A 19,970-nucleotide genomic window follows, 5' to 3' on the forward strand; every position below is an offset into this window, starting at 1 on the left:
ATGGCCCTGCCCGGCGTCATTGCCGAATGGTTTGCTGCCCGCGGCTGGCGCGTGCGGCGCCATCAGACCGAGATGCTGGATGCGGCCCGCCATGATCAGCACGCCCTGCTGGTGGCCGATACCGGCGCGGGCAAGACGCTCGCGGGCTTCCTGCCCACACTGGCCGATTTCGCGCAAGGCCCGTCCCCCGGCGATGGCCTTCACACGCTCTATGTATCGCCGCTGAAGGCGCTGGCGCATGATGTGCAGCGCAATCTGCTGACTCCCATCGAGGAAATCGGCCTGCCCATCCGCGTGGAAACGCGCAGCGGCGATACGCCGTCCGATCGCAAGGCTCGCCAGCGCGCAAGGCCGCCGCAGATTCTGCTGACCACGCCCGAATCGCTCTCGCTGCTGCTGAGCTACCCCGATGCCGCCACGATGTTCGGCGGGTTGAAGCGCGTCATCATCGATGAAGTCCACGCCTTCGCCACGGGCAAGCGCGGTGATCTGCTGGCGCTCTCGCTTGCCCGGCTGCAAGCCATTGCACCTGCAATGCGCCGGGTGGCGCTTTCGGCCACGGTTGCCGATCCGCAGGATTTCCGGGCGTGGCTCGCCCCTGATGGCGATGCCGATTGCGTGCGGCTGGTCGAAGGCGAGCCGGGCGCAAGGCCGGACCTTGCCATCCTGCACCCGCAGGACCAGCGCGTGCCGTGGGGCGGCCACGCGGCCGCCTGGGCCGTGCCCCAGCTCTACGAGGAAATCCGCCGCAACCGCACAACGCTGGTCTTCACCAATACGCGGTTTCTGGCCGAATACATCTTCCAGTGCCTGTGGGACGTGAACGAGGACAACCTGCCCATCGGCATTCACCACGGCTCGCTTTCCAGGGAGGCTCGGCGCAAGGTGGAAGGTGCCATGGCGCGCGGCGAACTGCGCGCGCTTGTCTGCACCGCCAGCCTCGATCTGGGGGTGGATTGGGGCGATGTCGATCTGGTGGTGCAGATGGGCGCGCCCAAAGGCTCCTCGCGCCTGCTCCAGCGTATCGGCCGCGCCAATCACCGGCTCGATTGTCCCAGCCGCGCACTGCTGGCGCCGGGCAACCGGTTCGAGTTTCTCGAAGCCTTCGCCGCGCAGGAGGCCGTCCATCAGGGCAGGCGCGATGGCGAACCCTTTCGCGCGGGCGGGCTGGACGTGCTGGCGCAGCATGTCATGGCCTGCGCATGTGCGGGACCGTTCGATGAAGCCGCGCTGCTGCGAGAGGTGCGCTCGGCAGCGCCCTACCGATGGGTGGACGCGGCGCAGTGGGCGCGCGTGCTCGATTTCGTGTCGACCGGCGGCTATGCCCTGCGCGCCTATGACCGGTTCCGGCGGATCGTGCGCGATGCTGATGGCACATGGCGGCTGACCCATCCCGAACATGCCGCCCGCCACCGCCTCAACGCCGGAATCATCGTCGATTCCGAAATGCTTGAGGTGCGGTTCCGGAATGGCCGATCGCTCGGCAAGGTAGAGGAAAGTTTCGGGGCCACGCTCTCGCCGGGCGATACCATCCGCTTCGCCGGAATGGACCTCGAAGTCGAAGGCGTGCGCGATCTTGAACTCGTGGTGCGCGCCGCGAAGAAGCCCGGCCAGATTCCCAGCTACATGGGCGCGCGCCTGCCGCTCACCACCCATCTGGCCGATCGGGTGCGCGCGCTCATCGCTGATCGCGCGGGCTGGGCGCGCTTTCCCGATGATGTGCGCGAATGGCTGGAAATGCAGGACTGGCGCAGCCGCCTGCCCGGCCCCGGCATGTTGCTGGCGGAAAGCTTTCCCCACCACGACCGGCACTATACCGTCTATTACACCTTCGAGGGCTGGAACGCGAACCAGTCGCTGGGAATGCTCATCACCCGCCGCATGAACGAACGCGGCCTGATGCCTATGGGCTTCGTTGCCAGCGACTATGCGCTGGGCGTGTGGAGCGCGCGGCCCGCGGGCAATCCCGCGCCGCTGCTTTCGCCCGACATCCTGTCGCACGAGTTCGTCGAATGGGTGCAGGAATCGCACCTCCTGCGCCGTGCCTTCCGCGAAGTGGCGGTCATATCCGGGCTGGTCGAGCGCCAGCACCCCGGCAAGCGCAAGTCGGGCAGGCAGGTCACGTTCTCCACCGATCTCATCTATGACGTGCTGCGCCGCTACGAACCCGATCACCTGCTGATCGAGGCCGCATGGGCCGATGCCCGCGCGCGGATGACCGATGTGGGCCGCCTTGGCGATCTGCTCGACCGGGCGCAGGGCCAGCTCGTCCATGTCGAACTCGATCGGGTCAGCCCGCTGGCCGTGCCGGTGCTGGTGATGATCGGGCGCGAGGCAACACCGCAGGGCGATGTGGACGATGCGCTTCTGGCCGAAGCGGAAAGCCTTGCCGCCGCTGCCATGCGGCCGGACTAGCGCTGCGCGACTCAGCCGTAATGCGCCGCCAGCAGGTCCACCGCCTTGGCCAGTTCTCCGTCGAGATAGCCCAGCAGCTTGTGCCAGTCATGCGCGCCGCCCAGTTCGCCCGGCCCATCAGACACCCCGCGCAGCCCCACCAGCGGCACCCCGAACGTGCGCGCCGCGCGGGCCACGGCATAGGTCTCCATGTCCACCATGTCCGCGCTCACCCGGTCCCATGCCGCGCCGCTCACCACATCGCCCCCGCTGGAAAGCGTGGCCACGGGTAGATCGAGCGGGCATTCCAGCGGCAGGTCCACTGGCTCGTCGAGATAGGGGACCACGCCGGGCGCGATGCCCAGCGGCGATGCGTCGATATCGCGCCACGATACGCTGCCGATCTGGTGGACCGACCCCAGCGCACAGCGTCGCGATCCGGCAGATCCGAGGCACACGACAAGATCGGGCAGGCGCCCGGCCGCCTCCAGCCGCGCCAGCGCAACGCCCGTGTGCAGCGCTGCCTCCACCGGGCCGATCCCGGTAATCAGCGGCGTGAAGCGGGCGCGCAGGTGCGGACCGTATTCCGGTTCGGCAGCCATGATGAACAGCGCGCTTTTCCGGCCGAGAGAGGCAAGTTCAACCATTGGCCTGAGCCTTCAGTTCGTAAAGCAGGTCGAGCGCCTCGCGCGGGGAGAGCGCATCGATATCAAGCCCGTTCAGCCTTTCGCGCAGGGCATCGACCTTTTCTTCGGCGGCCTCGATCGCGGCCGCAAACAGCGGCAGGTCATCCAGCCCCGCTGCCAGCCCGCCGGTGGCCGCGCGGCCCTTTTCCAGCTTTTCCAGCACCGCTTTCGCGCGCTTGATGACCGGCGCGGGCACGCCTGCCAGCCGCGCCACGGCAAGGCCATAGGATTTGTCCGCAGGCCCCTCGGCCACTTCGTGCAGCAACACCAGATCGCCCTTCCACTCGCGTGCCCGCACATGGTGGAGCGAAAGCGCCTCGCAGGTCTCGGCCAGCCGCGCGAGTTCGTGGTAGTGCGTGGCAAAGAGGCAGCGGCTGCGGTTGATCGAATGCACCGCCTCGGCCACGGCCCATGCCAGCGCCAGACCGTCATAGGTGGAAGTGCCGCGGCCCACCTCGTCAAGAATCACGAAGCTGCGCTCCGTCGCCTGGGCAAGGATCGCGGCGGTTTCCACCATCTCGACCATGAAGGTCGAACGTCCGCGCGCCAGGTTATCCGCTGCCCCCACGCGGCTGAACAGGCGGTCCACCAGCCCCACCTTGGCCGCCTGCGCGGGCACGAAGCCGCCCGCCTGCGCCATCAGCACGATCAGCGCATTCTGGCGCAGGAAGGTGGACTTGCCGCCCATGTTCGGCCCGCCCACCAGCCACAGCCGGTCCTGCGGCATCAGGGCGCAATCGTTGGCGACAAAGCGTTCGCCCTGTGCGGCCAGTGCGGCCTCCACCACCGGATGCCGCCCGCCCCGGATATCAAGGCAGGGCTCGTCAACCACGCGCGGCAGCGCCCAGCCGCCTTCGGCCGCGCGTTCGGCCTGTCCTGCGGCCACGTCGATCCGGGCCAGCGCGGCGGCCGTGGCGGCAATGGCCTCTTTCGCGCGCACGGCGTGGCCCACCAGATCGGCAAAGTGGGCCTCTTCCATCGCCAGCGCGTGCCCGCCGCTTTCGGCGATCCGGCTCGCTTCCTCATGCAGCGCCAGCGCATTGAAGCGCACCGCACCCGCCATTGTCTGACGATGGGTAAAGCCCGAATCGGGTGCCATGAGCCGGTCGGCATGGCGCGCGGGAACCTCGATGAAATAGCCCAGCACGCCGTTGTGCCTGATCTTCAGTGCGGCAATGCCCGTCTCGTCGCGGTATTTCGCTTCCAGCGCGGCAATGGCGCGGCGCGCATTGCCCGATGCACGCCGCAGTTCGTCAAGCGCGGCATCGTATCCTTCGGCAATGAACCCGCCCTGCGCACGCTCGGTCGGCGGCAGCGGCACCAGCGCACGGGCATAAAGATCGCACAGCGCTCCGTGCCCGGCCAGCGCAGGCAAAAGGTCGCGCAGCGGCGCGGGCAGATCGGCACGGGCCAGCAGCAGATCGTGAAGCGCGCGCGCCTGCATCAGGCCATCGCGCAACTGGCCCAGATCGCGCGGAGAGCCGCGCCCTGCCACCACCCGTCCCAGCGCGCGGCCAACATCGGGCAGTGCGCGCAGCAGCCCGCGCACATCGCCGCGCAGGAGCGGATCGTCATGCAGCCAGCTCACCACTTCCAGCCGCCGGTTGATCGCGCGCGCATCGGTCAGCGGCGCAGATAGATCCTCGGCCAGCAGCCGCGCCCCGGCCCCGGTCACGCAACGGTCAATCGCCTCGACCAGACTGCCGCGCCGCGTGCCTTGCGAACTGACAAGGATCTCAAGGCTGGCGCGCGTCGCCTCGTCCATGACCATGTGCGTGCCGGCATCGCGCACCACCGGCGGCAGCAGCAGCGGCAGGGTTCCGCGCCCCACATGGTCGAGATAGGCAATCAGCCCGCCAGCCGCAGCCAGCATCGCGCGGCTGAACCGGCCAAAGCCATCCAGCGCGTGAACGCCGTGCACCGCCTTCAACCGGGCCTCGCCCTCGTCGCTGGAAAACATGCGATTCGGACGGGCCACACCATCGGGGGGCGGCGCACCGCACGATGCGGGCCACGAATCGGGTATCACCACCTCGCTTGCGCCCAGCCGCGCCAGCGCGGCGCCGATCTGGTCGGGCGCACACTCCTCCAGCTCCATCCGCCCGGTGGAAATGTCGCAGGCGGCAATCCCGATCGTGCCGCGCACCTCGCACAGCGCCGCCAGCACATTGGCACGGCGCGGCTCAAGCAGGGCCTCTTCGGTCAGCGTGCCCGCCGTCACGAAGCGCACGATGTCGCGCGCCACCAGCGCCTTGGAACCGCCGCGTTTCCTTGCTTCTTCGGGCGTTTCCACCTGTTCGGCAATGGCCACGCGGCACCCTGCGCGGATCAGGCGCGCAAGGTAGCCTTCGGCCGCATGGACCGGCACCCCGCACATCGGCACGGGCACCCCGCCGTGCTCGCCCCGGCTGGTGAGCGCGATGTCGAGCACTTGCGCTGCCATGCGCGCATCCTCGAAGAACAGCTCGAAGAAATCGCCCATCCGGTAGAACAGCAGACAGTCGCCAGCCTGCTCTTTCAGAGCAAGATATTGCGCCATCATCGGAGTTGGGGCATTAGACGTCACGCGACAGGGGGCTAGACCAGCCGCGCGTGTTTCTCAAACCATTGAAGCCAAATATCCGCAACTCCGCGGCCATGCTGGGGTAAACGAAGCTTGACGCAAGTCCGCCAAAGGAACTGGATCGCAGCCGCAAAGGCGCTCTGGGCGCAGGCCGGGGCCTTGCCGTGGCTGTCCGGCCCCGGCATCGCGCTGGGCGTATTGCTCATCTGCGCGCCCTTCATCCTGGTGGAGGTGCCCCCGCTGATCGACGTGCCGGGCCACATGGGGGCCGCAGCGATCGAGGCGGCAGGACCGGGCAATCCGCTTGAACAGTATTTCACCTGGAAGTGGGTCTTCACGCTGAACATCGGCGGCGGCGTCCTGATGAAGGTGCTGGGCGCGCAGTTCGGCATCCTTGCCGCCGGGTGGTGGAGCACGGTGCTCGCCACCGGGCTGTTCGCGCTGGGCTGCCTGTGGACCATCCGCATGCTCAACCCGCGCGGAGGACACGCGGCGGCTTGGTCGCTGATGTTCGTGTTCAGCTTTCCGCTGCTCACGGGCTTCCTCAACTACATTCTCGCCACGGGGCTTGCGCTTACGGCCTTTGCCGCCTCGCTCTGGCTTGAACAGAAGAACCCGCGCGCGCGCGCCATCATGCTGCTGGTGGTGCAGCCCGTGGCCATGCTGTGCCATGCCATCGGCGGGCTGCTGCTGGCGCTGCTGGTCGGCGCCCATGCCCTTGGCCGGGCGATGGACGAACTGCCCGCTGGCTGGCGCTGGCGCGATCTGGCGGACCGGCGCTGGCTTGCCACGCTTGACTGGAAGGCCATCGGCCTGCGCCTGTGGCAGGCCTGCTGGCCGCTTGTCGCCACTGTCGTCACGATCCTTCTGTGGAAACTGCTCTCGCCCGAAGCGAAGAGCATGAACGTGTGGCGCTGGGACCAGAAGGCGTGGTCCTTCGTGCTCACCCTGCGCGATCAGTCGAAGCTGCTCGATTTCGGCACCACGATCATCGCCTGCCTGCTGGTGCTGGCCGGGCCGCTGCTGGGCGCGCGCTGGTCGTGGCGGCAGGGCCTGCCCGCACTGGCCGTTTTCCTGCTGTTCATCGCCATTCCCAGCGACATCAACGGTTCGGCCTTTGTCGACATTCGCCTCCTGCCGGTGGCCGCCATGCTGGGCCTTGGCCTGCAGGACTGGAGCCGCGCGCGCCGTCCCCGTTGGGCAAGGCTTGTCGCCTATGCCGGGCTGGCGCTGCTGGCGGTGCGCCTGTCCGTCACCGCGTGGAGTTTTGCCGGCTATGCCGAGGACTACCGCAAGCAGCTTGCCGCGCTCAGCCATGTCGAGCCGGGCAGCCGTGTTCTCGCCTTTGTCGAACACTCGTGCCTCGATGAATCGTGGCGCAATACCCGGCGCGATCACCTTGCCAGTCTTGCCAGCCTCTACCGACAGGCGTGGGTGAACGACAACTGGGCCGTGCCGGGGCTGCACATGGTCGTCCCCCGCTTCCGTCCGGGCCGCAATTTCACCGCCGATCCTTCCGAGTTCGTCTGGTCGCGCCGCTGCGCAGGCAAGTGGCGGCGCACGGTGGATACCGCGCTCAAGTATGCCCCGATCGAACGCGTGGATTATGTCTGGCTGATCGACACGGGCCTTCCACACCGCGCCGATCCGCGCCTCCAGCTCGTCTGGCAGGAAGGGCGCAGCCTGCTGTTCAAGGTGCGCCGCCTTGGCGTGCCGGGCTGGAACCTGCCTGAGCTGTAATTTCGCCTTGCTGCACCGCCGATCCGGCGCTGCCTCGCCTTGACGTAGCGGCAAAGAGCGGACAGGGCACACAGCCAAAGCCCGGTCATTCGCGCCGGTTCCAGTCTGCCCATCACCAACGGGGGAAATATGTCAGAGGAAAGCAACGTCCGTTTCACTGAACGCGAGGCGCTTTTCTACCACAACACCATCCGGCCCGGTAAGATCGAGATCATCGCCTCCAAGCCGATGGCCACCCAGCGCGATCTTTCGCTGGCCTATTCCCCCGGCGTGGCGGTTCCGGTCCGCGCCATCGCCGATGATCCCAAGACCGCCTATGATTACACCGCCAAGGGCAATCTGGTGGCGGTCATCTCCAACGGCACGGCCATTCTCGGCCTCGGCAATCTCGGCGCGCTGGCCTCCAAGCCGGTGATGGAAGGCAAGGCGGTGCTGTTCAAGCGCTTTGCCGATGTCGATTCGATCGATATCGAACTCGCCACCGAAGACCCCGATGCCTTCATCGAGGCCGTGGCGCTGATGGAGCCGACCTTTGGCGGGATCAACCTTGAAGACATCAAGGCGCCCGAATGCTTCATCATCGAACAGGCCCTGAAAGAGCGCCTGAAGATCCCGATCATGCACGATGACCAGCACGGCACGGCGATCATTTCCGCCGCCGGGCTGCTCAATGCCTGCCATCTGACGGGGCGCAAGCTCGAAGACGTGAAGGTCGTGGTCAACGGCGCGGGTGCGGCTGCCATCGCCTGCACCGCGCTCATCAAGGCCATGGGCGTGCGCCACAACAATGTCATCATGTGCGACCGGCAGGGCGTGATCTATCGCGGCCGCGAGACCGGCATGGACCAGTGGAAGAGCGCGCATGCCGTCGATACTTCGGCGCGCAGCCTCGAAGATGCGCTTGTCGGCGCAGACATCTTCCTCGGCCTTTCGGCGGCGGGCGCGCTCAAGCCCGAATGGGTCACGAAGATGGCGCCCCAGCCGATCATCTTCGCCATGGCCAACCCCGATCCGGAAATCACCCCGCCCGCGGCCAAGGCCGTGCGCCCGGACTGCATCGTTGCCACCGGCCGTTCGGACTATCCGAACCAGGTCAACAACGTGCTTGGCTTCCCCTTCATCTTCCGCGGCGCGCTTGATGTTCAGGCAACGACCATCAACGAGGAAATGAAGATCGCCGCCGCCGAGGCCATTGCCAAGCTGGCGCGCGAGCCTGTGCCCGAAGAAGTGGCCGCGGCCTATGGCATGAACCACACCTTCGGCCTCGATTACATCATCCCCGCCCCGTTCGATCCGCGCCTGATGGAAGTCGTCTCCTCGGCCGTGGCACAGGCGGCGATGGATTCAGGCGTCGCCCAGCGCCCGATCGAGGACATGGACGCCTACCGCACCAGCCTCAAGGCGCGGCTCAATCCCACCACCTCGGTGCTCACCAACGTCTTCGCGCAGGCAAGGGAAAACCCCAAGCGCGTGGTCTTTGCCGAGGCCGAAAACGAAGTGGTGCTTCGCGCCGCCATCCAGTTCAAGGATTTCGGCTATGGCACCCCGGTGCTGGTCGGCCGCACCCAGCCCGTGCTCGATCTGCTGGCCGAACTGGGCGTCAGCGATCCCGATTCCTACGAGATCCACAATTCCGCGGTATCGCCGCTTGTGCCCGAAATGGTCGCCTATCTTTACGAGCGACTCCAGCGGCGCGGCTATCTTGAGCGCGACGTGCGGCGCATGGTCAATCAGGATCGCAACGTCTTTGCCTCGCTGCTCGTGGCGCTTGGCCATGGCGATGCGCTCATCACCGGGATGACGCGCACTTTCGCCCAGTCGATGAAGGAAGTGCGCCGGGTGCTTGATCCCAAGCCCGGCCACCTGCCCTTCGGCATCCACCTGATGGTGGCAAAGAACTACACCGTGTTCCTTGCCGACACGACCGTGAACGAGCGGCCCTCTGCCGAAGACCTTGCCCAGATCGCGCGCGAAACCGCCGCCGTCGCCCGGCGCATGGGGCATGAACCGCGCGTGGCCTTCCTTTCCTACTCGACCTTCGGCAATCCCTATGGCCGCTGGCTCGATTCGATCCGGGGCGCGGTGGCCATTCTCGATGCCGAGAACCCCGGCTTCGAATACGAAGGCGAAATGGCGCCCGATGCCGCGCTCAACCCCAAGGTCATGGCGAACTACCCGTTCAGCCGCCTTTCGGGTCCGGCCAATGTGCTCATCATGCCCGGCCTGCAATCGGCGAACATCTCGGCCAAGCTGCTGCGCGAACTGGCGGGCAATGCCGTGATCGGCCCCATGCTGATCGGCATGGAAAAACCGGTCCAGATCGCGCCCATGACCTCGCTTGCGCCCGACATCATGACGCTGGCCGTGCTCGCGGCGGCGGGCATCGTGGGGTGATGGCTAAGCGTGCAATTGAGAATTGAGCCATGAAACTGAATCGACAGCAGATTCACGAGAAAGCACTGCAAGTGCTGGAGGAGAATCCGCAAGGCATTCGCTGGGTGGACTTACTGCGAGCTGTGAAAGCACAGTCGCCTGAGACACCACACAACAGTGTTCATGGTGGCATTCACAATCTGCTGACGACTCGAACGAACGAAATCGTCAAGGTAGCGCGAGGAACTTATCAGCTCGCAAAGTTTGTTGACGCCGACAATGCGCTCGCAAGTGCTAAAGACGCCGAAACGGTTGCCATCCCGGTCATTTCTGACGCTCCCGGTTCGGAGCCGCTGACCGAACAAGATTTTTACGCCAGCTTTGCTGAGTGGTTGGAGGAAAATGACGAAGCGACTGTTGCGTCAGCATTGGGTGGCGCAAGTCTCGGCGGCAAATGGGGCACACCAGATGTAATTGGCGTGCTTAAGCCGCGCGCGCAGGATATCTTCAAGTTTGAGCCGCAAATTGTCACGGCGGAAATCAAAGCTGTGCCAGGACAGCCTGTCGTTGCCTTTGGCCAAGCAGTCGCCTACAGACTGTTCTCACATAAAAGCTATATTGTCGTTCCCAATTCAACCTCTGGCGACGACATGAGTCGCCTGAAATCGTTATGCAGTATACATGGTGTTGGGTTGGTCACCTTTACGCTGAACAAGGAACAGCCCGACTACGCAGTAGTCGTCTTGCCGACCAACGCAACTCCGGACATGTTTTATGTCAACAGTATGCTTGAGCGACTGAAGGCAAGCGAGCCGAGGCTGTTAAACAGGCTATTCTAATACCTACCCCTCAGATCAACCCCGCCAGCGGGCTGCTCGGATCGGCATACTTGCGCGTCGGCATCCGGCCCGCAAGGTAGGCATGGCGCCCGGCCTCTACTGCCAGCTTCATTGCGCGGGCCATGCGGACCGGGTCTTTCGCCTCGGCAATGGCGGTGTTCATCAGCACGCCGTCGCAGCCCAGTTCCATCGCCACGGCCGCTTCGGATGCGGTGCCCACGCCCGCATCGACCAAGACCGGCACTTTCGCGCCTTCCACGATCAGCCGCACCGTCACCTTGTTCTGGATGCCAAGGCCCGATCCGATCGGCGCGCCCAGCGGCATCACCGCCACCGCGCCTGCGTCCTCAAGCTGCTTGGCCGCGATCGGATCGTCCACGCAATAGACCATCGGCAGGAAGCCTTCCTTGGCCAGCACTTCGGTGGCGCGGATGGTTTCGACCATGTTGGGATAGAGCGTGCGCGCCTCGCCCAGCACTTCCAGCTTCACCAGATCCCAGCCGCCCGCCTCGCGCGCCAGCCGCAGCGTGCGGATGGCATCCTCGGCGGTAAAGCAGCCGGCCGTGTTCGGCAGGTAGGTGATCTTCTTCGGGTCGATATAGTCGGTCAGCATCGGCGCCTTGGGGTCCGAAACATTCACCCGGCGCACCGCAACGGTGACGATTTCCGCACCCGAAGCCTCGACCGCAGCCGCGTTCTGCTCGAAGTCCCGGTATTTGCCCGTGCCCACGATCAGGCGCGAACGGAAGGTGCGGCCCGCAACAGTCCAGGTGTCATTCAGGGTATCGTTGCCATGCGTCACGTCCACTTGTCCTCCACCCACGAAATGCACGATTTCCAGCACGTCCCCGTCGGCAATGGCCACGTTGGCCAGTGTGGAGCGCGGCACGATCTCGCCATTGCGTTCCACCGCCACCTTGGCAGGGTCGAGTTCAAGGCTGCGCACCAGATCGGCGACAGAGCCGGGCGCGGCGCGGCGCGGCTCGCCATTGACGGTAAGAGAGAGGATCGCGGTCATGCGCGCCGCTTTAGCGATGCGCATGGCAGGTGCAAGTGTGCGAAAGGTGCGCTCAGGGGCAAACGCCGCGGCGCATGTTGATGATGTGGGCCGCCGCCACCAGCGTCACGCCGATCACCGTCAGCGCCACTTCGGCACTGCCATGGCCGGCGGCCACCGCGCCGCCCATCATTGCCAGCCCCGCGCCGCCGATGGCCAGCGGCAGCATCCGCCCATGACGCAGCGCGCCCAGCCCGATGGTCGCCGCACCGATCACCAGCGCCAGCGCCAGTCCCCAGCGGTGCCAGTCAGGATCGAGCAGCACCCCGCCGCCGATGCCGAACATGCCCACCAGAAACACGCCCGCCAGACAGTGCAGCAGGCACAGCCCCGAAAGGAGCACGCCGAACCGGTCGAGCCGGGCACGCAGGGCGGGAAGGATCGTGTTCACTGCACTCCCATATATGTTACATTATTACATTGCGCAAGCCGGTGCCACGATGCGGCGCCACCATGTCCGAACGTCCGTGCGCCCACGGCCGACAATCTCTCTTGCGATTTTGCGGGGGCAGGAGCAGGGCAACGCCATGACTGCCCAACCCGTCGCCGGACCAGCCCCCGTCGCACCCAGCCGGCACGATTCCGGCACCGCCCCCGGCCCTGCCGGTATTTCCGCCGCCATGCGTGCCAACGCGCTTTCGCTTGCCCGCTGGCTGTTCGTCGTGGCCCTGATGGTCGTCGCCATCGTGGCGGTCGGCGGGATCACCCGGCTGACCGAATCGGGGGTTTCGATCACCGAATGGAAACCCGTTACCGGAACCCTCCCGCCGCTCACGCAGGCCCAGTGGCAGGCAGAGTTCGACGCCTATCGCGCCACGCCGCAATACCAGCTCATCAATGGTCCTGCGGGCATGACGCTCGAAACCTACAAGTTCATCTTCTTCTGGGAATGGGTCCACCGTCTGATCGCACGGGTCATCGGGCTGGTCTTCGCGCTGCCGCTGGCGTGGTTCTGGATCAAGGGGCGCATTCCGCAAGGTTACAAGCCGCGCCTTCTGGCCCTGCTGGCGCTTGGGGCGCTGCAAGGCACGGTTGGCTGGTGGATGGTCAAGTCGGGCATCGTGAATGACGTGAAAGTCAGCCACTTCCGCCTGGCCGCGCACCTGCTGGTCGCGCTGTTCACGCTTGGCGGCCTTGTCTGGACCGCGCTTGATCTCGTGGCCCTTTCCAAGGGCAGGCCCCGCGCGCGGCTGCATGGTCTGGGCCTTGCGGCGCTGGCCATGCTGGCGCTGCAACTGTTCTACGGCGCGCTGGTGGCCGGGATGCGCGCGGGCACTTCGGCTGGCGCGGGCTGGTTCAGCGCGGATGCCTGGCCGCTCATGCAGGGCCGCTTCTATCCGGCTGGGGTGGACTGGGCGCAGGGCGCCGGCCACGCCTTGCTCTCCGATCCGTTCCTTGTCCACTTCATCCATCGCTGGTGGGCCTGGGCCGTGGTCGCGGTGCTGGTCATAGTCGCCCGCCGCCTGCGCAAGAGCCACCGCGCCGCCTCGGTCGTCCTGCACTCGGTGTTCGGAACGCAGGTGCTGCTCGGCATCTTCACCGTTTACAGCGGCGTTGCCCTCTGGCTTGGCGTCATGCACCAGCTCGTCGGCGCGCTGCTGGTGGCCGCAACCGTCTGGTGCGCGCACCTGCTCGGCAGCGGGAATGCCCGGCCGTCATGACCGCCGCGCTGATCTGGTGTCCCTTCGGCAGCATGGAAAGCGCCGAGGCCGCCGCCGGAACGCTGCTCGAAGAACGCCTGATCGCCTGCGCCAATATCCTGCCTGCCGTCCGCTCGCTCTACCGCTGGCAGGGCGAGCGGGGCGAAGGCACCGAGGTTGGCGTCCTGTTCAAGACCCGTGCCGATCTGCTCGATGCCGCCGTTGCCCGTCTGGAAGTGCTCCACCCCTACGATTCGCCAGCCATTGCCGGGTGGCGCTGCGATGGCGCGGGCGCGGCCACGCTGGCATGGCTGGAGGCCGATTGCGGCCCTGCGCAAACCTGACGGTATTATTTTACCTCCTCGTAAAACCGCGAGTTTGCTTGACTCTGGCGGCCATCTGCAACAAAGGCGCGCTTCCTTCGTCGTGATGCAAGCGGATTGTCGCCCGGATCGACGCACTGATATTCAGGGAACCGTAGCCATGAAGGCTCTCAGCAAGGTCACCCGGTCGATCAAGCCGGCCGAGGTGGAAAAGAAGTGGCATCTGATCGATGCCGAAGGCATGGTCGTCGGCCGTCTCGCCGTCATCATCGCCAACCATCTGCGCGGCAAGCACAAGCCCAGCTTCACCCCGCACGTCGATTGCGGCGATCATGTCGTCGTCATCAACGCCGACAAGGTGAAGTTCACCGGCAACAAGCTGAAGAACAAGACCTACTACAAGCACACCGGTTATGCCGGCGGCATCAAGGAAGTCACCGCGGACAAGGTCCTTGGCGGCCGCTTCCCGGAGCGCGTGCTTGAAAAGGCCGTGGAACGCATGATCCCGCGCGGTCCGCTTGGCCGTGCGCAGATGCGCGCCCTTCACCTCTATGCCGGTGCCGAACACCCGCATGGCGGAACCCAGCCGGTGCCGCTCGACGTCGCCTCGATGAACCGCAAGAACAAGGTGGGTGCATAATCATGGCCGAAACCGAAAACACCGTCTCCAGCCTGGCCGACCTCAAGGATCTGACCGCTGGCGCAGCCGCTGCCGCTCCGGCTGCCGGCGATGAAGCCCCTGTCGTGCGCACCGGCCCCGCTGCCGTCCTGCGCGAACGCGAAGTCGATGCGCAGGGGCGTTCCTACGCCACCGGCCGCCGCAAGGACGCCGTGGCCCGCGTGTGGCTCAAGCCCGGTTCGGGCAAGATCACCGTCAACGGCCGCGATCAGGAAGTCTATTTCGCTCGTCCGACGCTGCGTCTCGTCATCAACCAGCCCTTCGCCGTCGCCGGGCGCGAAGGTCAGTATGACATCGTCTGCACCGTGAAGGGCGGCGGCCTTTCGGGCCAGGCCGGCGCGGTCAAGCACGGCATCGCACAGGCCCTGTCGAAGTTCGAACCTGCCCTGCGCAGCGCGGTCAAGGCCGCCGGCTTCCTTACCCGCGACCCCCGCGTGGTCGAGCGCAAGAAGTACGGCCGCGCCAAGGCCCGCCGCAGCTTCCAGTTCTCGAAGCGCTGATCCGCGCTCCGGCAATTGCTGGAAGGAAAAATCGGGGGCTGGTCTTGCGGACCGGCCCCTTTTTTCATGCGGCCATGCCTTGCCGCAGGGCGCCCGATGCAGCACATCCTCGCACAATGCGCGCCCCCGCCCCCAAGATGATTGCCCGCAAAGTGATTGGCCCCTTGATGATTGCCGGATGGCCCCGTGCCGCCTTCGGGGCGGCAATGGGCATCGCGCTGGCCGCGCTCATGGGGCATGTCCTTCCCGCCAGCGCCCACCAGCCATGGATCATGGCTCCGGTCGGCGCCTCGGCCGTGCTGGTCTTTGCGGTGCCCGCCAGCCCGCTGGCGCAGCCCTGGCCCGTGATTGGCGGCAGTCTCGTCTCCGTCATGGTGGGCATGGCTGTCGGCTGGCTCTGCGCGCAGGCGAATATCGCTGCCCCGCTTGCTGTCAGTCTCGCCGTGGGCCTCGCCATTGGCGCAATGGCGCTTGCCCGCTGCACCCATCCACCCGGCGGGGCGGCGGCCATTCTCGGCGCTCTGGCGGGCCATGCCCCCGGCGCGCACTTGCCCGGCCCGCTTCTTCCGCTGGCCCTCAATGTTGCGGGGATCGTGCTGATCGGCTGGCTTTACAACGGGTTGACCGGGCACCGCTGGCCCCATCTGGCCATCGCGCCGCCCCCGCCCGCCCCCTCGCGCGCCGTCACCTATGACCGCGCCGATCTTGATGCCGTTCTGGACGAGTGGGACGAGACGCTTGATGTCTCTGCCGACGATCTCGACGCATTGTTCCGCGCTGTCGAACGCCGCGTCCTGCGCCGCTGGGCAGACGACCACAAGTAGCCGTCACAGGAGCCGGGGCTGCGCGGGCGGCGCCGCTTGCCGTTCATCCGCGATCTCGATCATTGCTGCCTCCGCGAAGGGGCGCTGCATGGCCTCGGCGCGCTCGGCATCGGCGGTCAGCCATGCCATCGCCGCCTCGCCCGAAGCAAGGATCACCGGCATCGCCTTGGGATGGACCCGCCCCACCAGCGCGTTGGCCGGACAGGTCAGGAAGGCAAAGCGCGGCCCATCGGCTGTCTGCCGCCACAGTCCGGCAAAGGCAAACAGCGGCTGGTCTTTCAGCGCGAACCAGTGCGGCCGCTTGCGCCGCGTTTGCGGGTCGATACTGGCCGACCATTCGCAGAACGCCGTCACCGGCACCACGCAGCGCCGCGCCGGGTCTTCCAGCGCCGCGCGCCACATCGGCGATTGCAGGTTGCGCACGTTGATGACCGGCCTTTGCCCGGCAACCGGCGGCGGCCAGCCCCACTGCATCGGCCCCAGCCGGTATTGCCCGCCGCGCGCGATCAGCACCGGCGCCGTGCTGCCGGGCCAGATCTCGGAAAAGGCGGGCAGATCATCCGGCGCCTTTCCGAGGGGTGCAAACATCCGTGCGATGGCTTGAACCCTGCCGGTCATGCGATACAAGTTGCACATAACAACCAGATATGCCCCGGAGAGCGCAATGGCCACCCACATCAGGCCCAACATCGAATGCAGCGAGGCGGAATGGCATGCCCGGCAGGAACTGGCCGCGTGCTACCGCATCTACGACCATCTCGGCTGGTCGGAATCGATCTACAATCACATCTCGCTGCGCGTTCCGGGCGAGGAGGGTGCATTTCTCATCAATCCCTTCGGGATGCTCTATTCCGAAGTCACCGCCTCGAACCTCGTCAAGATCGACATCGATGGCAACAAGCTGGATGACAGCCCATGGCCGGTCAATCCCGCGGGCTTTACCCAGCATTCCTATTTTCACCGGCACCTGCCCTGGGCGCACGCGATCGCCCATGTCCACACGACCGAGACGATGGCGGTGTGCAGCCTCGAAGAAGGGCTGATGCCGATCAATTTCTATGCCTGCAATTTCGCGGGCCAGCTTGCCTATCACGATTTCGAGGGCGTCACCGTGCGCGCCGAGGAGGGCGAGCGCCTGCTGAAGAACCTTGGCAGCAAGCGCATTCTGATGCTGCGCAATCACGGCCCGGTGGTGCTGGCGGAAAATCTCCAGCAGATGTTCCTGATGCAGTGGAGCCTTCAGCGCGCCTGCGAGATCCAGATGGCCACACTGGCCATGGGGCGCCCCGTCATCCGCGTGCCAGATGAGGTCATCGCCGTGCATCAGCGTGACATTTCCACCGTCAACCGCGAGACGGGGGCCGCGGGCGTTGCCGATTTTGCGGCATGGACCCGCCGGATCGACCGGATCGACCGGAGCTGGCGCGATTGAGCGGAGCGGATTGATCCGGCTCCCCAAGGCGGGCTAAGCGAACGCCATGGCCCGCCTCACCGTCAACAGCCAGCCCGTGCAGTATCGTCTTGAGGACGATACGCCGCTGCTCTGGGCGCTGCGCGATGCATCGAACCTGACCGGCACCAAATACGGCTGCGGCACCGGCGAATGCGGGGCATGCATGGTGATCGTCGATGGTCAGGCCATGCCAAGCTGCACGCTCCTGCTGGGCGAGGCCGAAGGGCGGAGCATCACCACCATCGAAGGGCTTTCGGCAGACCGGTCGCATCCGGTGCAACAGGCGATGGTGGCCGAACAGGCCATCCAGTGTGGTTTTTGCACGCCGGGCATCGTCATGGCCGCCGCCGCACTGCTGGCGGTCAACGCCAGCCCGGCCGATGAAGACATCGCGCGCGCCATCACCAATATCTGTCGCTGCGGGGTCTATCCGCGCCTGATCCGCGCCATCCAGCGCGCGGCCCGCGTGATGCGCGGCGAGGAAACGCTGAACGCCGCGCCGCCGCCCGCCATCGTCGCGCCTTCGGCGGGCTGAACGGCGGGCCGCCTCAAGCGCGGGCTTGCATCACGGGTTGGCGCCCTCCTGCTGCGGGAGGGACGGAGCAGAAGGGCGCCGGGGGGTATCAGAACTTCACGCGCACCGTCAGGCGGGCGTTGAGCGGCTCGCCCGTCGAGATGTTGTTGTCGGTGTGCGCGGCGGGGAAATAGTCGGTATCGGTCAGGTTCTCGACATTGAGCTGCACCGATACGCGCTGCGAAAGCTCATAGAACACGGCCGCATCGATCCGGGTGAAGGCAGGCAGCGTCACCCCGTTGCTGATCGTGGCAAAGCTCTTCGACTGGTGCGTCACGCCAAGGCCAAGGCCCAGCCGGTCCGTCACGTCATAGCGTGTCCATGCCGATGCCTGATGGCGCGGCAACTGCGCCAGCCTGCGCCCGGCCGGCGCGGCAGTGGTGGCCGAAAGCACCTCGCCGTCCTGAAGCGTGTAGCCAAGGCTTACCTGCCAGTCGGGCAGGATGCGCCCGGCCAGCGAAAGCTCGATGCCTTTGGCGCGGGTCTTGCCCGAAAGTTCCGGCAGACCGGTAACGGGATTGTTGAAGCGTGAATTGTCGCGGTCGAGCTGATAGACCGCCGCGGTAAAGGCAAGGCCGGGGTTCACGTCCCACTTCACCCCTGCCTCGATGTTCTCGAACTGCTCAGGGGCGAGCGTCGCCTGCGTGGGATCAAGCGCGCCGAACTGGTCGCCCGATTGCGGCAGGAAAGTGCGCGTGAAGCTGCCATAGAAGCTGACGTTCTCCTGCGGCTTCAGGATCACGCCAAGGCGCGGCGACCACTTGCCGTCGGTGCGCGATGCCGTCACCCCGTTGATCGCGTTGCGCCCGGTGATGCGGAATTCGTCATAACGCACGCCTGCCACCACCTGAAGGAACGGCGCCAGCTCTACCTGATCCTGGATATAGACCGAAATCGTGCGCACATCGGTGCGAGTGTTGTTGGTCAGCGGGCCATAGGTCAGCGCCGGAACGCTCAGCCGCCGTGCCAGCGTCACGCTGCCGTTGTTGGTGCTGCGGCGCGTGGCGTGGGTATCCTGATCGGCAAACTCGGCGCCTGCCAGCAGGGTGTGCCCGATCCCGCCGGTGCGGCCGGTCCAGACCAGATTCGCCTGCCCGATCCAGCTTGCGCGCACGGTGCCGCTTTCATACCCGGCAAGCGCCACGGTGTTGGTGGCGGTGTTCACCGCCCCGCTGGGGAAGATATTGCCATAAAGCTTGTCGGTATGGCTGTATTGGCCCAGCACATTGAAGCTGAGGTTTTCGGCCAGTTCATGATCCAGCCGGGCCTGTGCGATATGGGCCTTGACCGTGGCGATGTTGGTGTCGGTCCGCCCGAAGAAGGTATCGTCATATCCTGTCAGCGGCCTGCCGCCCAGCGAAGGCACGCCGCGATCGGTAATGCGCCGGTCATCGTCATAGACATAGGAAAGCTCGATGCGGGTGGCTGCGCCGGGCTGGAAGGCAAGGGTCGGGTTGACGCCGATGAAGCGCCCCTCGAAATCCTGCCGGTGATTGTCGAACTCCTCGTAGGTAGCGTTGATCCGCGCGCCCACCGTTTCGCCCAGCGGCTGGTTGAAGTCCGCCGCCAGCGCGAAAGCGCCGAAGGTGTCGGCATTGGCGCTGGCCTGCGCCCTTGTGCGGTTGAGATCCGGCGTCTTGCTCACGCGGTTGATGACCCCGCCGCCGCCGCCCCGCCCGAACAGCAGCGCGTTCGCTCCCTTGAGCACTTCCACTCGCTCGATGTTGTAGAGCGAGCGGTAATACTGCGTGTCGTCGCGCAGCCCGTCGAGATAGAAGTCGGCGGTGGTGTTCTGCCCGCGGATGGTGATCTGATCGCGGTGGCCTTCGCCCTGCCCCAGAACCACCCCCGGCACATAGCGCAACGCGTCGCCAAGCTGGGTGATGCCCTGATCGTCAAGCTGCTCGCGGGTCAGCACGGTGATCGTCTGCGGCACGTCCAGCAGCGGGGTCGGCGTCTTGACCGCGTTGGCATCGACCGGGCGATAGCCATCGGCCGTGCCGGTCACGACGATCACCGTTCCCGCCGCATCTGCTTCAAGCGCCGCGTCAGCAGGCACCACCGCTTCATCGGCATGGGCAGCCGACGATGCAATGACGGAGCACGTGGCAAGCGCGGTTCCGGCAAGGATGGTCCGGGCAAACATGATTCGGGCAAGGCGGCTCACTTCTGTCCCCTTCAGCTATCGATAATCATTCGCAAGAACGCCCTATTGCGACTCACTCGCACTGGCAAGCAGTTTTTTGCAAATTATTCTCAATTCCATTGATCCCGGTCAAAATATGGGACTTGCCGCCGGATCGGATTTGCGCCTGCTGCACGCGC

The 19,970-nt window shown here is 65.9% G+C and carries 17 protein-coding genes; 11 read left to right on the forward strand and 6 right to left on the reverse strand.

Going from position 1 to position 19,970, the window contains the following annotated elements:
* Positions 1–2,415: a ligase-associated DNA damage response DEXH box helicase gene (locus DKM43_RS03810; protein WP_109797246.1), complete on the forward strand. Its 2,415-nt coding sequence runs from the start codon at positions 1–3 to the stop codon at positions 2,413–2,415.
* An 11-nt stretch (positions 2,416–2,426) separates the two neighbouring features.
* Here the strand turns inward: DKM43_RS03810 and DKM43_RS03815 are convergent, their stop codons facing one another.
* Positions 2,427–3,041, reverse strand: coding sequence for a 5'-methylthioadenosine/S-adenosylhomocysteine nucleosidase (locus tag DKM43_RS03815; protein ID WP_109797166.1), 615 nt, complete (start codon positions 3,039–3,041; stop codon positions 2,427–2,429).
* Positions 3,034–5,622 carry a DNA mismatch repair protein MutS gene (gene mutS / locus DKM43_RS03820; RefSeq protein WP_109797167.1) on the reverse strand — a complete coding sequence of 863 codons (2,589 nt, stop codon included), beginning with the start codon at positions 5,620–5,622 and terminating at the stop codon, positions 3,034–3,036. Before mutS ends, DKM43_RS03815 begins: the two co-directional genes overlap by 8 nt.
* A gap of 114 nt (positions 5,623–5,736) precedes the next feature.
* Here mutS and DKM43_RS03825 point away from each other — a divergent pair, with 114 nt between their 5' ends.
* From DKM43_RS03825 to DKM43_RS03835, 3 genes are all read left to right on the forward strand, one after another.
* A complete protein-coding gene (locus tag DKM43_RS03825) occupies positions 5,737–7,383 on the forward strand; it encodes a hypothetical protein (protein WP_236632363.1) in 1,647 nt (548 codons plus the stop codon).
* Positions 7,384–7,512: 129 nt separating this feature from the next.
* Positions 7,513–9,777 (forward strand): NADP-dependent malic enzyme, encoded by a 2,265-nt coding sequence (locus tag DKM43_RS03830; RefSeq protein WP_109797168.1) that lies wholly within the window; start codon positions 7,513–7,515, stop codon positions 9,775–9,777.
* A gap of 29 nt (positions 9,778–9,806) precedes the next feature.
* Complete coding sequence (locus tag DKM43_RS03835; RefSeq protein ID WP_109797169.1) at positions 9,807–10,595, forward strand: hypothetical protein; 789 nt, start codon at positions 9,807–9,809, stop codon at positions 10,593–10,595.
* A 10-nt stretch (positions 10,596–10,605) separates the two neighbouring features.
* On the opposite strand, the gene thiS is transcribed toward DKM43_RS03835, so the two are convergent.
* Both thiS and DKM43_RS03845 read right to left on the reverse strand, forming a co-directional pair.
* Positions 10,606–11,613, reverse strand: coding sequence for a sulfur carrier protein ThiS (gene thiS / locus DKM43_RS03840; RefSeq protein WP_109797170.1), 1,008 nt, complete (start codon positions 11,611–11,613; stop codon positions 10,606–10,608).
* 52 nt (positions 11,614–11,665) lie between these two features.
* The gene (locus tag DKM43_RS03845) at positions 11,666–12,043 is read right to left on the reverse strand and encodes a MerC domain-containing protein (RefSeq protein ID WP_109797171.1); all 378 of its coding nucleotides are present in this window, start codon (positions 12,041–12,043) and stop codon (positions 11,666–11,668) included.
* A 229-nt stretch (positions 12,044–12,272) separates the two neighbouring features.
* Here DKM43_RS03845 and DKM43_RS03850 point away from each other — a divergent pair, with 229 nt between their 5' ends.
* From DKM43_RS03850 to DKM43_RS03870, 5 genes are all read left to right on the forward strand, one after another.
* Entirely contained in the window at positions 12,273–13,313 is a 1,041-nt protein-coding gene (locus tag DKM43_RS03850) for a COX15/CtaA family protein (RefSeq protein ID WP_109797172.1), read from the forward strand.
* Positions 13,310–13,636 (forward strand): divalent-cation tolerance protein CutA, encoded by a 327-nt coding sequence (gene cutA, locus DKM43_RS03855; RefSeq protein WP_109797173.1) that lies wholly within the window; start codon positions 13,310–13,312, stop codon positions 13,634–13,636. Before DKM43_RS03850 ends, cutA begins: the two co-directional genes overlap by 4 nt.
* Positions 13,637–13,775: 139 nt before the next feature.
* A complete protein-coding gene (rplM, locus tag DKM43_RS03860; RefSeq protein WP_109797174.1) occupies positions 13,776–14,255 on the forward strand; it encodes a 50S ribosomal protein L13 in 480 nt (159 codons plus the stop codon).
* Between the two features lie 2 nt (positions 14,256–14,257).
* A complete protein-coding gene (gene rpsI / locus DKM43_RS03865) occupies positions 14,258–14,794 on the forward strand; it encodes a 30S ribosomal protein S9 (RefSeq protein ID WP_109797175.1) in 537 nt (178 codons plus the stop codon).
* 116 nt (positions 14,795–14,910) lie between these two features.
* Positions 14,911–15,618, forward strand: a complete 708-nt coding sequence (locus tag DKM43_RS03870) for an HPP family protein (protein WP_236632364.1) — start codon at positions 14,911–14,913, stop codon at positions 15,616–15,618.
* Positions 15,619–15,621: 3 nt separating this feature from the next.
* Here DKM43_RS03870 and DKM43_RS03875 read toward each other — a convergent pair whose 3' ends face one another.
* Complete coding sequence (locus DKM43_RS03875) at positions 15,622–16,308, reverse strand: SOS response-associated peptidase (RefSeq protein ID WP_330857608.1); 687 nt, start codon at positions 16,306–16,308, stop codon at positions 15,622–15,624.
* On the opposite strand from DKM43_RS03875, the gene DKM43_RS03880 reads away from it, so the two are divergent.
* Positions 16,283–17,050, forward strand: coding sequence for a class II aldolase/adducin family protein (locus DKM43_RS03880; protein ID WP_109797176.1), 768 nt, complete (start codon positions 16,283–16,285; stop codon positions 17,048–17,050). The genes DKM43_RS03875 and DKM43_RS03880 overlap by 26 nt on opposite strands.
* Before the next feature lie 46 nt (positions 17,051–17,096).
* A complete protein-coding gene (locus DKM43_RS03885) occupies positions 17,097–17,606 on the forward strand; it encodes a (2Fe-2S)-binding protein (protein WP_109797177.1) in 510 nt (169 codons plus the stop codon).
* 88 nt (positions 17,607–17,694) lie between these two features.
* Here the strand turns inward: DKM43_RS03885 and DKM43_RS03890 are convergent, their stop codons facing one another.
* Positions 17,695–19,812, reverse strand: a complete 2,118-nt coding sequence (locus DKM43_RS03890; protein ID WP_236632366.1) for a TonB-dependent receptor — start codon at positions 19,810–19,812, stop codon at positions 17,695–17,697.
* Positions 19,813–19,970: the final 158 nt, after the last annotated feature.

Source organism: Novosphingobium meiothermophilum (assembly GCF_003171715.1).
Lineage (GTDB): Bacteria > Pseudomonadota > Alphaproteobacteria > Sphingomonadales > Sphingomonadaceae > Novosphingobium > Novosphingobium meiothermophilum.

Coding starts and splice junctions, on each gene's coding strand:
- DKM43_RS03870 (WP_236632364.1), top strand. CDS start 14,911: ATGCGCGCCCCCGCCCCCAAGATGATTGCCCGCAAAGTGATTGGCCCC.
- DKM43_RS03885 (WP_109797177.1), top strand. CDS start 17,097: ATGGCCCGCCTCACCGTCAACAGCCAGCCCGTGCAGTATCGTCTTGAG.
- DKM43_RS03850 (WP_109797172.1), top strand. CDS start 12,273: ATGCGTGCCAACGCGCTTTCGCTTGCCCGCTGGCTGTTCGTCGTGGCC.
- rpsI (WP_109797175.1), top strand. CDS start 14,258: ATGGCCGAAACCGAAAACACCGTCTCCAGCCTGGCCGACCTCAAGGAT.
- DKM43_RS03830 (WP_109797168.1), top strand. CDS start 7,513: ATGTCAGAGGAAAGCAACGTCCGTTTCACTGAACGCGAGGCGCTTTTC.
- DKM43_RS03815 (WP_109797166.1), bottom strand. CDS start 3,041: ATGGTTGAACTTGCCTCTCTCGGCCGGAAAAGCGCGCTGTTCATCATG.
- DKM43_RS03880 (WP_109797176.1), top strand. CDS start 16,283: ATGGCCACCCACATCAGGCCCAACATCGAATGCAGCGAGGCGGAATGG.
- cutA (WP_109797173.1), top strand. CDS start 13,310: ATGACCGCCGCGCTGATCTGGTGTCCCTTCGGCAGCATGGAAAGCGCC.
- mutS (WP_109797167.1), bottom strand. CDS start 5,622: ATGATGGCGCAATATCTTGCTCTGAAAGAGCAGGCTGGCGACTGTCTG.
- thiS (WP_109797170.1), bottom strand. CDS start 11,613: ATGACCGCGATCCTCTCTCTTACCGTCAATGGCGAGCCGCGCCGCGCC.
- rplM (WP_109797174.1), top strand. CDS start 13,776: ATGAAGGCTCTCAGCAAGGTCACCCGGTCGATCAAGCCGGCCGAGGTG.
- DKM43_RS03810 (WP_109797246.1), top strand. CDS start 1: ATGGCCCTGCCCGGCGTCATTGCCGAATGGTTTGCTGCCCGCGGCTGG.
- DKM43_RS03875 (WP_330857608.1), bottom strand. CDS start 16,308: ATGTTGGGCCTGATGTGGGTGGCCATTGCGCTCTCCGGGGCATATCTG.
- DKM43_RS03835 (WP_109797169.1), top strand. CDS start 9,807: ATGAAACTGAATCGACAGCAGATTCACGAGAAAGCACTGCAAGTGCTG.